This window comes from Synechococcus sp. NB0720_010 (assembly GCF_023078835.1).
Lineage (GTDB): Bacteria > Cyanobacteriota > Cyanobacteriia > PCC-6307 > Cyanobiaceae > Vulcanococcus.
Window position 1 is genome coordinate 883,436 of the sequence record NZ_CP090898.1, and the last position, 12,795, is coordinate 896,230.

The 12,795-nt window shown below is 65.8% G+C and carries 15 protein-coding genes; 6 read left to right on the forward strand and 9 right to left on the reverse strand.

From position 1 onward, the window contains the following. Positions 1-53 precede the first annotated feature (53 nt). On the forward strand, positions 54-959 hold the full coding sequence (locus LY254_RS04655) for a 4-hydroxybenzoate polyprenyltransferase (RefSeq protein ID WP_247479234.1): 906 nt from the start codon (positions 54-56) through the stop codon (positions 957-959). Further along, a complete protein-coding gene (locus LY254_RS04660; RefSeq protein WP_247479236.1) occupies positions 956-1,849 on the forward strand; it encodes an LD-carboxypeptidase in 894 nt (297 codons plus the stop codon). The genes LY254_RS04655 and LY254_RS04660 overlap by 4 nt, the downstream gene beginning before the upstream one ends. Here the strand turns inward: LY254_RS04660 and ispD are convergent. Further along, a complete protein-coding gene (gene ispD / locus LY254_RS04665; RefSeq protein ID WP_247479238.1) occupies positions 1,846-2,523 on the reverse strand; it encodes a 2-C-methyl-D-erythritol 4-phosphate cytidylyltransferase in 678 nt (225 codons plus the stop codon). The two genes, LY254_RS04660 and ispD, sit on opposite strands and share 4 nt — an antisense overlap. 73 nt (positions 2,524-2,596) lie before the next feature. Between ispD and LY254_RS04670 the strand changes: the two genes are divergently transcribed. The 3 genes from LY254_RS04670 to fabG are packed head-to-tail and all read left to right on the forward strand — an operon-like array spanning position 2,597 to position 5,339. Continuing rightward, on the forward strand, positions 2,597-3,430 hold the full coding sequence (locus tag LY254_RS04670) for a glycosyltransferase family 9 protein (RefSeq protein ID WP_247479241.1): 834 nt from the start codon (positions 2,597-2,599) through the stop codon (positions 3,428-3,430). Continuing rightward, positions 3,427-4,560, forward strand: coding sequence for a TrkA family potassium uptake protein (locus LY254_RS04675; protein WP_371820513.1), 1,134 nt, complete (start codon positions 3,427-3,429; stop codon positions 4,558-4,560). The genes LY254_RS04670 and LY254_RS04675 overlap by 4 nt, the downstream gene beginning before the upstream one ends. Positions 4,561-4,586: 26 nt before the next feature. Continuing rightward, positions 4,587-5,339 (forward strand): 3-oxoacyl-[acyl-carrier-protein] reductase, encoded by a 753-nt coding sequence (gene fabG, locus LY254_RS04680; RefSeq protein WP_247479248.1) that lies wholly within the window; start codon positions 4,587-4,589, stop codon positions 5,337-5,339. 3 nt (positions 5,340-5,342) lie between these two features. Here fabG and LY254_RS04685 read toward each other — a convergent pair whose 3' ends face one another. Beyond that, complete coding sequence (locus tag LY254_RS04685) at positions 5,343-5,636, reverse strand: hypothetical protein (protein ID WP_247479976.1); 294 nt, start codon at positions 5,634-5,636, stop codon at positions 5,343-5,345. Between the two features lie 60 nt (positions 5,637-5,696). On the opposite strand from LY254_RS04685, the gene groL reads away from it, so the two are divergent. Continuing rightward, positions 5,697-7,367, forward strand: coding sequence for a chaperonin GroEL (gene groL / locus LY254_RS04690; RefSeq protein ID WP_247479251.1), 1,671 nt, complete (start codon positions 5,697-5,699; stop codon positions 7,365-7,367). A gap of 13 nt (positions 7,368-7,380) precedes the next feature. Here the strand turns inward: groL and LY254_RS04695 are convergent, their stop codons facing one another. From LY254_RS04695 to LY254_RS04725, 7 genes are all read right to left on the reverse strand, one after another. Next, positions 7,381-7,572, reverse strand: a complete 192-nt coding sequence (locus tag LY254_RS04695) for a hypothetical protein (protein ID WP_247479254.1) — start codon at positions 7,570-7,572, stop codon at positions 7,381-7,383. A gap of 91 nt (positions 7,573-7,663) precedes the next feature. Further along, positions 7,664-8,383: an N-acetylmannosamine-6-phosphate 2-epimerase gene (locus LY254_RS04700; RefSeq protein ID WP_371820514.1), complete on the reverse strand. Its 720-nt coding sequence runs from the start codon at positions 8,381-8,383 to the stop codon at positions 7,664-7,666. Continuing rightward, positions 8,343-8,831, reverse strand: a complete 489-nt coding sequence (locus tag LY254_RS04705) for a hypothetical protein (protein WP_247479256.1) — start codon at positions 8,829-8,831, stop codon at positions 8,343-8,345. Before LY254_RS04705 ends, LY254_RS04700 begins: the two co-directional genes overlap by 41 nt. A gap of 18 nt (positions 8,832-8,849) precedes the next feature. Further along, positions 8,850-9,716, reverse strand: coding sequence for an ABC transporter permease (locus tag LY254_RS04710; RefSeq protein WP_029626413.1), 867 nt, complete (start codon positions 9,714-9,716; stop codon positions 8,850-8,852). 51 nt (positions 9,717-9,767) lie between these two features. Beyond that, complete coding sequence (locus tag LY254_RS04715) at positions 9,768-10,787, reverse strand: ATP-binding cassette domain-containing protein (protein WP_371820535.1); 1,020 nt, start codon at positions 10,785-10,787, stop codon at positions 9,768-9,770. Positions 10,788-10,836: 49 nt separating this feature from the next. Then, entirely contained in the window at positions 10,837-11,841 is a 1,005-nt protein-coding gene (locus LY254_RS04720; protein WP_247479259.1) for a heme o synthase, read from the reverse strand. Between the two features lie 4 nt (positions 11,842-11,845). Next, complete coding sequence (locus LY254_RS04725) at positions 11,846-12,727, reverse strand: heme A synthase (RefSeq protein ID WP_247479261.1); 882 nt, start codon at positions 12,725-12,727, stop codon at positions 11,846-11,848. Positions 12,728-12,795: the final 68 nt, after the last annotated feature.

Below are 12,795 nucleotides of genomic sequence, written 5' to 3' on the forward strand. Positions count from 1 at the left end.
ACTTTGGCACCGCCCCTCAGCCCTAGGGTGCGGGCACTTTTCCCCTGCTGAACGTGGCTGCCGACAGCAAGGGCCTTGGATCGCTGCTCCGGGCTTGGCTGGGTCTACTGCGCTGGGACAAGCCCAGCGGACGCCTGATCTTGTTGATCCCTGCCGGCTGGAGTCTCTTCCTGGAGGGCCAGGCTCCCCCCAGCCTCCACCTGCTGGCGGCCATCGTCATCGGCGGCCTGGCCGTCAGCGGTGCGGGCTGTGTCGCCAATGACCTCTGGGATCGGCGGATTGATCCCCAGGTGGAGCGAACCCGCCAACGGCCGCTTGCCAGCGGCCAGATCGGTGTTCCGGGGGCCGTTGTGCTGCTGCTGTTCTGCCTGATCGCTGCTCTTGCCGTCGTGCTCTGGGGGCTGCCAGAAGCCAACAGAACCCTTTGCCTCCAACTGGCCATCGCCGCCCTGCCCCCGGTGCTGCTCTACCCCTCAGCGAAGCGCTGGTTTGCCTACCCGCAGGCGGTCCTGGCCCTCTGCTGGGGCTTTGCTGTGCTGATCCCCTGGGCGGCCTCCCGCGGCAGTCTCCAGGGGGGCTGGCCCCTGCTCTGCCTCTGGCTGGCGACCCTGCTGTGGACCTTTGGCTTTGACACGGTTTACGCCATGTCCGACCGGGAGGATGACCGCCTGGTGGGCGTGCGCAGCAGCGCGCTGAGCCTTGGGGAGCAGGCCCCCCTGGCCGTGGCCCTCTGCTACGCCAGCGCTGGAGTGTTGCTGGCGATGGCCTCGGCCCTGCAGGGGGTTCAGCCCCTGTTCTGGCTGATCTGGCTGGTGGTCGTCCTTGGGCAGCTCAAGGAAGCCTTGGCCTTACGGCAGCCGCAGCTGCCGCGCTCGGCCTATGGCCGCCATTTCAAACACCAGGTGCTGCTCGGCGCACTCCTGCTGCTGGGCCTAGCCATCGGACGGATCTGGGCATGAACGCGCGCGCCTGGCCCCGCCCGCTCCAAGCCGGCGATCGCGTCCAACTGGCCGCCGCCAGCTCCGCGCTCCAGGGCGATGCCATCAGCCGCCTGGAGGTGGGAATCGCTGTCCTTGAGCGCTGGGGACTGGAGGTCGAACCCCATCGCAACCTGCAACGGCACTGGGGCTACTACGCCGGCACAGACCTCGAACGCCTGGAGGACCTCCAACCCAATGCGCCTTTGGTGGCGTGCATGCGCGGCGGCTGGGGCTCTGCTCGACTGCTGGAGCGGCCCCTTGCGGCTGAGGAGCACTGGCTGCTGGGCTTCTCCGATGTCACCTCCCTGCTCTGGGCGCGGCAGGCCGCTGGCCTACCCGGGGGCATCCATGGGCCCATGGTCACCACCCTGGGGGCCGAACCGGAGTGGAGCCAAGAGCGGCTACGGGCTCTGCTCTTTGGCGAGGCTCTACCGCCCCTGCAAGGGACGGTCTGGAACCCGGGCCAAGCCGAGGGCCCCTGCCTCGCCGGCAATCTCACGGTGGCGACGCACCTGCTGGGGACGCCTCACCTCCCCGACCTCAGTGGATCGATCCTGCTGTTCGAAGACATCGGCGAGGCCCCCTATCGAATCGATCGGATGCTCTCCCACTGGCGTCTCAGTGGGGCTCTCCAGCAGATCGCGGGGCTGGGCTTTGGCAGCTTCAGCGACTGCGAGGGGGATGAGGATGACGCCCGTGATCCCCAGCGCTCCTTTGGTCTGCAGGCGGTGCTTCAGGAGCGCTGCGGCGACCTCGGCATTCCGGTGATTGCCGACCTGCCTTTTGGCCATCGCTGCGGCAACGCCGCCATTCCCATCGGCCGCAGGGCCCGTCTGGACGGCGAGCGCGGCCAACTGCTGCTGCTCTAGCGAGCCGAGAGCACCGCCTCAGCAATCGTCAGATCGAAGGGCGTGGTGATCTTGATGTTGGAGGGGGAGGACTCCATCACCCGCACGGGCCAACCCAGCCGTTCAAACAGGGAGGCGTCATCGGTGACACTCCAACCCTCCCCGCGCGCCTGGGCATGGGCCTGGCGCAACTGCTCGACCGGAAACCCCTGGGGGGTTTGGGCGCCCCAGAGAACGGAGCGATCCGGGGTGTCTTGGATCACGCCGTCGCCATCGACCCGCTTGATCGTGTCGGTGACCGGTGCGGCAGCAATCACCGCAGCGCCAGCGTCAACAGCCGCGGAACAGCGATCGATCAGAGCTGGATCGACCAAGCAGCGGGCTCCGTCGTGGATCAGAACCGATTGGGCCGCCGGCGGCAGCGCAGCCAGGCCATTGCAGACCGAATCCTGGCGGGTGTCCCCACCCTGAATCCACTGGACCGGGATCCCTGGGTTGGCTGCCTTCAGCAGGGCTTCGATGTCCGGCCGGTCGATCTCCTGGCCGACCACGCCGATCCAGCGCACACTCTCGGAGGCCAGGGCCGCATCGAGAGTCCAGGCCAACACAGGCCGGCCGCTGACCTCCAGGAGCAGCTTGTTGCGCTCCGCCCCCATCCGCCGACCGCTACCGGCACAGGCAATCAGCAGATGCATCGCGCGCTCCTGAGGACTAAGTAATCCGACCTACATACAATCAGCCAGCGATCTGCTGCACACCCCCGCAACCATGCGAGTCCTCTTTTTGGTGCCGGGTGGTGTCAGTGCACAGCTGCAGGCCATTCCGGCCGCAGCGCAGGTTGCTCAAGACCTCAAGGCCCAGGTGCAAGTGGCCTGCTCCCCAGCGGCGGCAGCCGCCTGGTCACTGCTGCCGGCGGTGGAGAAGGTGATTCCCTTCGCCTTTGATGACGGGCCGAGCCTCGCCGACTGGGCCAACCTCCTGGGCAACGTGCGCGAGCCCGACTTTCAGGCCTGCATCAACCTCGCCAGCGGCCGCCAGGTTGATCTGATGCTGTCGATGAGTCACATCCCCAATCGCGTCGCCGCCGCTGGGTTCTCGGCCACGTCAACCGTCACCCCTGAAGCCGGCTGGGGGGCACAAGCGCTGTCGGCCTTCCTGCGCCCACTCGGCGTCACCCTCGACGCCAGCCAATTCCGCCTGTCCTTGCCCAAAGGAGCACTGGAGCAAGCCGCAGCGTCCATGCCCAGTGGCCAGGGACCCGCCCTGTTGCTTGCCCCGTCAGGGAACCGTCAGGACTGGCCCGCCGACCACTGGCGAGTACTGCCCGAGGCCATCCGCAGCAAGCTGCCGGACCTGCGGGTCATCCAGGCCGGTGGCGCCAATCTGCTGCAGCGGGCCGCGCAACTGGCCAGCTGTGATGTGGTCCTCAGCAGTGACCCCATCACCAGCCAACTGGCCCTGCTCAGTGGCATGCCTCTGGTGGCCCTCGGCCAGGACCCCGCCTCCCTGCCACAACGGGAGGGCGTGCAAGCGGTGGGTCAGGCCGGAGCCCTTGAGCAGCTGGGCACCCCTGAGGTCTTAAAAGCCCTCGGCTTGGGATGACACCGATGCGGCAGCGACCCCGTTCACTGCCGCGCCGCCGCGGCCTCCTCAGCCCCATTCGCACGCAAGTGGCCAGGCGCCCCTGGGCAGGCCCGATCCTGGCCCTGGCCACGGTCGTCAATGCCGGCGCCGTTGGCTACCGACTGGCGGAGGGCTGGGACTGGGGTGATTGCTACTGGATGGTGCTGATCACCCTCAGCACCCTGGGGTTTAGCGATGAGCACACCCAGCTGATCCACACCGGCGGCCGCATCGTCACGGCGCTGCTGTTGGTGGGCGGCCTGGTGGTGGTCCAGCAAACCATCCAGAAACTGCTGGAATTAACCAACTCCGGCTACTTTCGCCGCATCCGCCAGCGGCGCTACCGCCAACAGCTGCAGCGATCGATGAATCAGCACGTCATCCTCTGCGGCTACGGCCGGATGGGCCGCGAAATCGCGGATCAACTGAATGGAGAAAACGTCCAACTGTTGGTGGTTGAAAACGATAGCGACCGCATTGAGGAAGCACAGCAGCGAGGCCTGACGGTCCTTCAGGGAGACGCCACCCTCGATGAAACCCTGGAGGAGGCCGGCATCCACCGCTGCCGAGCACTGGTCGCCGCCCTGCCGAGCAACGCGGCCAACCTCTACGTGATCCTCAGCGCCCGGGGATTGGCGCCGAGCGCCCGGCTGATTGCCCGCTCCGACAGCGAAGAAGCGGAAGGGAAACTGCGTTTAGCCGGAGCTGACCAGGTGGTGAGCCCCTATGTGGCCGGCGGTCGTGCCATGGCCGCCACCGCCCTGAGGCCCCTGGCGGTGACCTTCATGGACCTGCTGGCCGGCAGCGAGTGTGAGGTGGACGAATTTCTGCTGAGCGAGCATCCCGAGGATCTCGGCGACCTCAACGGGGCCAGTCTCTCGGAACTGCAGTTGGGACGCCGCAGTGGTGCCCTGGTCCTGGCGATCCGAAACCCCGCGGCAAGCCAACTCAGCACCGGAGCGCCGGAACCACTCATCGCCAACCCCGGCGGTGATGTCCGCCTGGGTCCCGGTCAGTTGCTGGTGGTCATGGGCAGCAAACGCCAGTTGCAGCGCTTTGGGGAACTGCTTGGCCCCGCCTTGGCTGAAGTCAAAATCATGCCCGCCTAGCCTGGTCCGACTTTTCAGCGTTCTCCATGGCGGACAGCACCCCCCTGGCCGGTCAGGTTGCTCTGGTGACCGGAGCCAGCCGAGGCATCGGGGCCTCCATTGCCCGCGAGCTGGCCCAGGCTGGCGCAACGGTGGTAGTGAACTACGCCAGCTCCCCCGCCGCGGCTGAGGCTGTGGTCGCTGAGATTCAGGCGGCAGGCGGCCAAGCCTGGTCCCACCAGGCCAACGTGGCCGAGGAAGAGCAGGTGGAGACCATGGTCAAAGCCGTCCTGGAGAAGGAAGGGCGCCTGGACGTGCTGGTCAACAACGCGGGCATCACCCGTGATGGCCTGCTGATGCGCATGAAGAGCGCCGATTGGCAGAGCGTGATCGACCTGAACCTCAGCGGCGTCTTCCTCTGCACCCGAGCCGTCAGCCGGGCGATGTTGAAGGCCAGAAGCGGCCGGATCATCAACATCACCTCGGTGGTGGGACTGATGGGCAACCCCGGCCAGGCCAACTACAGCGCCGCAAAAGCTGGGGTGATTGGCCTGACCCGCAGCAGCGCTGCGGAATTCGCAAGCCGCGGGGTCACCGTGAACGCTGTGGCCCCTGGCTTCATCGAGAGCGACATGACCGCGGAGCTCGACAAGGAGCCGATCCTCAAGGCCATTCCCCTGGGACGGATGGGGCAACCCACCGAGGTCGCCAGCGCCGTTCGCTTCCTCGCGGCCGATCCCGCCGCTGCCTACATGACCGGCCAGGTCCTGCAGGTGGATGGCGGCATGGTGATGCGCTGAGGTCTAGCCCTCGACCGGTTGGGTGAGTTCCTCCCGCAATCGCCGGATGCGCTGCAGCAGGCGTAGCCGGCGACTGCGGGCGGTCACGGTCAGAAAGACCCGCAGGGGCACATAGATCAAGGCCATTCCCAAGCCCAGGCCGGCCACGATCAGAAACGCCATCACGTTGCTGCCGGACGTTGGATCGGCCAGGCCCTGGACCAGGGTGTCGCTGATGCTCTCCTCCATGGCGCGAACCCTATCGAGCAGATCGAGCGGGCGATAGGGGTGAGCTGCGATCCATTCGGCTTTCCCCACAAGCCAAGGGCCACCTCTGCATGGGAGCCTGTGGCCACTACAGCGCGATCAGCCTCCGCGATGGCCAAGCTGCTCTCCTTCTCCGATGAATCCCGCGCCTATCTCGAGCGCGGCGTCAATGCCCTCGCCGATGCGGTCAAGGTCACCATCGGACCCAAGGGCCGCAACGTCGTTCTTGAGAAGAAGTTCGGGGCTCCCGATGTCGTCAACGACGGCGTGACCATCGCCCGGGACATCGAACTGGAAGACCCCTTCGAGAACCTCGGCGCCAAGCTCCTGCTGCAGGTCGCGACCAAAACCAAGGACCAGGCCGGTGATGGCACCACCACCGCCACCGTCCTTGCCCAGGCCATGACCCGCGAAGGTCTACGCAACGTCGCCGCTGGCGCCAGCCCCGTGAGCCTGCGCCGCGGCATGGAGAAGGCCACCGCTCAAGTCGTGGCGGGCATCCAGCAGCGTTCCACCCCCGTTGCCGGCGAGTCCATCGGCCAGGTGGCCACCGTCAGCTCCGGCGGCGATGAGGAAGTCGGCCGGATGGTCAGCGAGGCGATGGAGAAGGTGAGCGTCGATGGCGTGATCACCGTCGAGGAGAGCAAGAGCCTCGCCACCGAACTGGAAATCACCGAAGGCATGGCCTTCGATCGGGGCTACAGCTCCCCCTACTTCGTCACCGACAACGACCGTCGCGTCTGCGAATTCGAAGATGCGCTGCTGCTGGTCACCGACCGCAAGATCAGTGCCATCAACGACCTCGTTCCCGTTCTGGAGGCCGTGTCGAAAGCTGGCAAGCCCCTGGTGATCCTCTCGGAGGAAGTCGAGGGTGAAGCCCTGGCCACCCTGGTGGTCAACAAGAACCGCGGGGTTCTGCAAGTTGCCGCCGTCCGCGCCCCTGGCTTTGGCGATCGCCGCAAGGCCATGCTCCAGGACATCGCCATCCTCACGGGTGCCACCTTGATCAGCGAGGACCGTGCCATGGCCCTCGATCAAGTGGGTCTGGAGGATCTCGGCAGCATGCGCCGCATCACGATCAGCAAGGACGACACCACCATCGTGGCCAGTGACGCTCACCAGGCTGCCGTCCGCGACCGTGTCGCCGCCATCAAGCGCGAGCTCGAGAACACCGACTCTGAGTACGACCGCGAGAAGCTCACCGAGCGCATCGCCAAGCTGGCCGGTGGCGTTGCCGTGATCAAGGTGGGTGCTCCCACCGAAACCGAGCTGCGCAACCGCAAGCTGCGGATCGAAGACGCCCTCAACGCCACCCGCGCCGCGGTGGAAGAGGGCATCGTCGCCGGCGGTGGCAGCACCCTGGTCCAGCTCGCCGCCGACCTCGATGGCCTGGCTGCCCAGCTGGAGGGCGACGAGCGCACCGGTGTTGAGATCGTGCAGCGCGCTCTGTCTGCGCCCCTGCATCAGATCGCAGCCAACGCGGGCTATGACCCCAACGTTGTGGCGGACCAAGTGGCCTCCACTGGCAACGGCTTCAATGCCGCGACCGGCACCTACGAAAACCTGCTCACCGCAGGCATTCTTGATGCCGCCAAGGTGGTCCGCCTGGCCCTTCAGGACGCCGTCTCGATTGCTTCCCTGCTGCTGACCACCGAGGCGGTGATCGCTGACAAACCCGAGCCGGCTGCCGCAGCCGCACCGGGCGGTGGCGGCATGGATCCCATGGGTGGCATGGGCGGTATGGGTGGAATGGGCGGCATGGGCATGCCCGGCATGATGTGATGCCGGCCTCGGCCTACATCACCCGAATCAAGCGGGCGTGAATCCGGCAGACGGCAAGGGCTTCCGGGGGTGGGTTGCGGCACAGGCGGCCCAGCTCCCGGTTGAGCGCTTCGAGCTCAGCTAGGGGCAAGCCCGCTATGGGTGTGGCCAAGAGCGTCACGCCCGCCACCACTGAAAAAAACGGCAGCCCACGCTGGGAGCTCATCGACTTTCCTCCCATTCGAGACAACCGAGACACGCTCAGTTTGAACTCGCCTGGGCTGCAGGTCCTGCTCCTTCAGAAAGCTTTTGGACCGCTAGGACTCCAGGGCCCGGCGATAGGCCGCCACCTGCAGATCCACGCCGGTAATCGCCGTCCCCACCACCACCGCATCGGAACCCCCATCAAGGGCCTGTCTGGCCTGCTGGGCTGAAGCGATTCCACCCTCACAGATCAGCATGACCGGATCCGGGAGCTGCTCGCGCAGTGGACGCAACAGAGTCCAAGCGGGAGGCTTGAGGGAGGCGGTGGACTCGGTGTAGCCGTAGAGGGTTGTGCCAACCCAATCACAGCCGAGCTCCGCGGCGCGCAACCCGTTCTCCAGACTGTCGACATCCGCCATCAAGCAGGCTCCAAGCTCCTGCTTGGCGCGCTGCACCAAATCGGGCAAGAGGGCCCCAGCGGGGCGAACCCGATCAGTGGCATCCAGGGCGATGACATCGGCACCGGCGGCCCAAACCGCCTGAATCTCTTCCCAGCCGGGGGTGATGTAGACGGAACTATCGGGGAACGTGCGCTTCCAGAGGCCAATAATCAAAGCCTCCGGGCAGCGGCGGCGCACCGCCCCAATGTGTTCAGGACTCTCCAGGCGGACACCCACCGCGCCGTTGTTGAGGCTGGCCTCAGCCATGGCCGCAATCACCTGCGGGTCCCGCATCGGTGAGCCCTCAGGGGCCTGAACCGAGACGATCAGCCCGCCACGGAGCAACGAGGGATCAGGCAGCACGGGAGTCTTGCGAACCGGGAAGCCAAGCACGCAATTCCGCCAAGTCGGGATGGCTGGGGGCCGGAGCAGGGCGTGACGCAGCGGCTCGACGACGCACGACGGGCTTGAACGCCGTCTGAGGGATCGGAACCGGAGCCGCTACAGGTTCAGGCTCAGCCATCACAACCGGTTCGGGCTCAGGTTCAGGTTCCGGCTCGACTTCAGGTTGCGGTTCAGGTGCCATCTCCTCTTGCAGGGCAACGACGAGGGGCTCGGGCTCAGCCTGAGGAGTTCGCCACCAGTGGAGTCCTTCTGAATCCTCGGCTTCCAACTCCTGAAGCAGGGGCTCAAGAGCATCGACCCCGTGGCGATGGACCCACTGGCCGAGCAACCCATCCACGCTCGAGCGATCACGCTCGGACAAGGCCTGGCGCAGGGCCAAAACGTGGGCCTGGCGGCGGGCTTGCGGTGACGGCGGAGGAGAAGGGCGCTGGGGCACGATCGCTGCGGGAAAAGATCAGGCGAGCTTGCGATCCAGCAAAGGGCGGATCAGCAGAAACAAACCCAACGCCAAAGCGGCCAGGACCCCTAAACAAGCGGCAGCGCTGAGGTCCCCATAGGGGGCATGCAACACCACAGCTGAGAGGGAGAAATGACCGGCGTAAGCGGCGCGAATCGGCTCAATCGCGAAGGTAAGGGGATTTACGGCCGCTAGCCAGCCCAACCAGGCCGGCATAAAGGAAATCGGAGCCAGGGCCGTGCTGGCAAACAGCAGGGGCAAATTGGCCACAAAGATCACGGCGATCAGCTCGATGTGACCTGGCAGTGCGAAGGCCAACCCCAAGCTCAGGCCCGTCACAGCGAAGACCAACAGCAACAGGGTCAGCAGCACCAGGAGCAACCCAGAACCGCCGGGCCAGCCGTACCCCAAGACCCAGGCGGTGGCCATGATCGCGACGCTCTGCACCAGGCTCAGGGCCGTGATGTAGAGCACCGAGGCCAGGACAATCGAGCTGCGGGAGCGCAAGGGGGCCACCAACAGGCGATTGAGGAAACCAAACTCCCGATCGAACATCACCGGCAAGCCGGCATTCAAGGCAGCGCTGAAGGCCGTGAAGACAATCACGCCGGCACCGAGGAAGCGGCCGTAACTCATGCCCTCGGGCAGCAGACCCTCAGGGGCATTGGCGAAGAGGGCCCCAAAGAGAACCAGCCAAATCAGGGGTTGCAGGACCCCCGCCACCAGGGTCGACGGACGGCGCGCCAGCTGCAAAAACAGACGGCGGGTCAAGGCCAGGGTCTCCTGCGTCAGGTCAGCCAGGGCTGACCGCGGGGCGCTGGCGCTGGGGGCCGGGCTGAGCAAAGAAGAAGAAGCGCTGGTCATCTCAAATAACAGAAAAGTCCATCCACGGGAAATCCCGAACCAAAGCCACGGTCAACGCATGGACTGCTTGCGCTCCGCCTTGGCATCACGGACACCGGCCACCGCCAGCTCGGCATCCATCAAGGTCCGACCCGTGGCCTGGAGGTAGACGTCATCCAGGCTGGGGCGGCTTTGGGCAAGGGCAAAAACAGGGAGCTGGGCTTCAGCCAGCTGACGGCGCAACTGCTCCACCACCCCGTCGTGTTCAACCACCAAATTCAAGGAGAAGCCCTGGGCTCGGTTGACCACCACCTGCCGCACCCCCGGACAGGCCTGCAGCAGCTGCTGAACCCGTAGGGCCTCGGGTTCATCGCTGAACTCCCTCACCCGCAGGGTGACGCGGTCACCGCCGAGGGCCGCCTTGAGTTCGGAGGGGGGTCCCGCAGCAATCACCCGACCGTCCTCAATGATCGCCAGCTGATCCGCCAGGGCATCGACCTCCTCGAGGTAGTGACTGCTCAGCAGCACCGTGGTGCCCTGGTCGCGCAGTTGGCGCAGCACGGTCCAAATGGCCGCGCGACTCTCGATATCCAGACCAACGGTGGGCTCATCGAGCACCAAGACATCCGGACGGTGCAGCAGACCGGAGGCCAAATCCAAACGCCGGCGCATCCCACCGGAGTAGGTGCCGCTGCGGCGGTCAATCCAGTCCGCCATCCCCAGCAGATCAATCAGCTCAGCAATGCGCTGGTCCCGGGCTGAACGGGCCAGGTGATACAGATCGCCCTGCAACTGGAGCAGCTCACGGCCGCTGAGAATCTTGTCGAGGGCAACCTCTTGGGCCACATAACCCAAACGCTCGCGGACACCGCGGGGGTCTGTCAGCGCGTCGAGACCAGCAACCTGGACACGGCCGCTGGACGGGGCCAACAGGGTGGCGAGGATGCGCAGGGTCGTTGTTTTGCCCGCCCCGTTGGGACCCAACAAGCCGAACAAACTGCCACCAGGGACCTGAAGATTCAGGCCGTTCAAGGCATCAACGGCCTTCTCACCTTTTCCGTAGCGCTTGGAGACGTTCTCCAGATCAATCACTGGATGAGTCACCGCCGCCGACCTCGCTGGAGCACTAGAGAAATCGACTCTAGAAAGCGCCGCTCACCAGCGATGCCACCAGGGTGAAACCTGCGTTGCCGGACCCACTCCAACCCAGCAGGGCAAAGCCCTGCTGCGAAAACTGCTCCCCGGCCGGCATCCGAGCCATCAGCAGCAGCAGACAGACGCCAAAGAGATAGAAGATCGACCAGCGAAACAACCCCTTGGCCCGCTGCAGATCATCCGGGTCTTGGTGCAAATTCCAGGTCATCTGCAAGAGCCGGGCATTGAAGGGGAGCAGCAGGAGCCCGTAGAGCAACCCCCCACCGGGCAAGGCCCAGACACCCACCAGGCTCAGCACCACCGTCGCCAGGGCATACCAACGAATGGCCTCAGCGGTGGCACCACTGCCCTTCACCACAGGGAGCATGGGGATCCCGACGGCGCGGTAGTCCTCCTTCAGCAGCAGAGCGAGGGCCCAGAAATGGGCTGGCGTCCACAGCATCACCAGGGCAAACAACCACCAACTCCCCAGGCCCAGATGGCCCGTTGCCGCGGCGGCACCGACCAGGGGGGGAATGGCTCCAGCCACACCACCGATCACGATGTTCTGGGTGGTGCGGGGCTTCAGCAGCACCGTGTAGAGCAGGACGTAACTGCACAGACCCAGCAGCGACAAGCTGGCGGCCAGACAATTCACCCCGCCCACCAGCAGCGTCGCCGCCGTCAGCGCGAGGGTGACGGCAATGGCAAAAGCCGTCGTGATCGAGAGGCGACCGGAGGGGAGGGCCCGGCCGCTGGTCCGCTGCATGCGGCCATCGAGCTCCTGCTCCCAAAGACAATTCAGGACACCAGCCGCTGCGGCGGCCAAGGCGCCACCACCCAAGGTGCAGGCCAGGCGGAGAGGAGGCAGGGGCCAGCCTTCCGACATCGCCATCCCGCCAAGGGTGGTCGCCAGCAACAGGGGGATCAAACGGGGCTTGGCGATCTCCAGCCAGGGGGGCAGCTTCAGCCGCTTCCTGGAGGGAACGATCTCCTCACGGGTCAGGGGCAAGGCATTAACCACGAAGCACCTCCGGCCAACTACGAACGGTCAAGGCCGCCAGAACGGCCACCAAGAGAGCAGCGCCCAGCTGGTGTGCCACGGTCACCGCTGGAACGGACAGGCTGAGACGCAAACTCAGCACGCCCAGGGCGATCTGCAGCAGAACCAGCAGTGCCGCAGCCAAGGCAAAGGGGCGCTCCGCCGGCCGCTTCCAAAGCAGCAGTCCCGAACCCAGGAGCACCAGCAGACCCACCGGCCGAGCACCCAGGCGGTGCATCAAGAGCCAGGAGCAACCCTCCCCAGCGCTCAGGCACCGGCCTGCCGCCCACTGACTGGCCATGAGTCCGCCCAAGAGGCACTGCACCAAGACCGCAGTCGCCAGGAATGCGGTGAGGCCAGCCCAAAGCAGAGAGCGTCCTGACGACGAAGCCAGGGAGCCGGCCCTCAGCAACTCACTCAAACCGCTCAGCAGAGCAACCAACACCAGGGCGGTGAGCAGGTGAGCCGTCACCACAGGGAACGGCAACAGCAGGGTCACCGTTAGGGCACCCAAGCCCGCCTGAACAGCCACCAGCACCAGGCTCAGGCTGGCCAGGAGGGGAAAGCCCTTGGGCAACTCCCGCCTCCACCACCAACTGACCGCGGTGAGAACCAGAAGGCCCACACCGACGACAAAGGCATCCAGGCGATGGAACCACTCCAGGAAGACCTGCAGGTTCATCTGGCGCCCCGGCAAGAGGGAGCCGTAGCAAAGGGGCCAGTCTGGGCAAGCCAGACCTGCCTCCATCACACGCGTCGCCCCGCCGATGACCACCAGCGCAATCAGTGCGACCAACAAGTGGGCGCAGAGTGCGGCGAGGCCGTCTCGTTTGTTGGGCTGCATGGCGCCGAACATCTCTGCTGGAGAAGGGCGGGTGGCGTCAACCTAATGACGTCACACCGGCTTCGCAGACGTCCGTCACG

Coding starts and splice junctions, on each gene's coding strand:
- LY254_RS04660 (WP_247479236.1), top strand. CDS start 956: ATGAACGCGCGCGCCTGGCCCCGCCCGCTCCAAGCCGGCGATCGCGTC.
- ispD (WP_247479238.1), bottom strand. CDS start 2,523: ATGCATCTGCTGATTGCCTGTGCCGGTAGCGGTCGGCGGATGGGGGCG.
- LY254_RS04670 (WP_247479241.1), top strand. CDS start 2,597: ATGCGAGTCCTCTTTTTGGTGCCGGGTGGTGTCAGTGCACAGCTGCAG.
- LY254_RS04675 (WP_371820513.1), top strand. CDS start 3,427: ATGACACCGATGCGGCAGCGACCCCGTTCACTGCCGCGCCGCCGCGGC.
- fabG (WP_247479248.1), top strand. CDS start 4,587: ATGGCGGACAGCACCCCCCTGGCCGGTCAGGTTGCTCTGGTGACCGGA.
- groL (WP_247479251.1), top strand. CDS start 5,697: ATGGCCAAGCTGCTCTCCTTCTCCGATGAATCCCGCGCCTATCTCGAG.
- LY254_RS04695 (WP_247479254.1), bottom strand. CDS start 7,572: ATGAGCTCCCAGCGTGGGCTGCCGTTTTTTTCAGTGGTGGCGGGCGTG.
- LY254_RS04710 (WP_029626413.1), bottom strand. CDS start 9,716: ATGACCAGCGCTTCTTCTTCTTTGCTCAGCCCGGCCCCCAGCGCCAGC.
- LY254_RS04725 (WP_247479261.1), bottom strand. CDS start 12,727: ATGTTCGGCGCCATGCAGCCCAACAAACGAGACGGCCTCGCCGCACTC.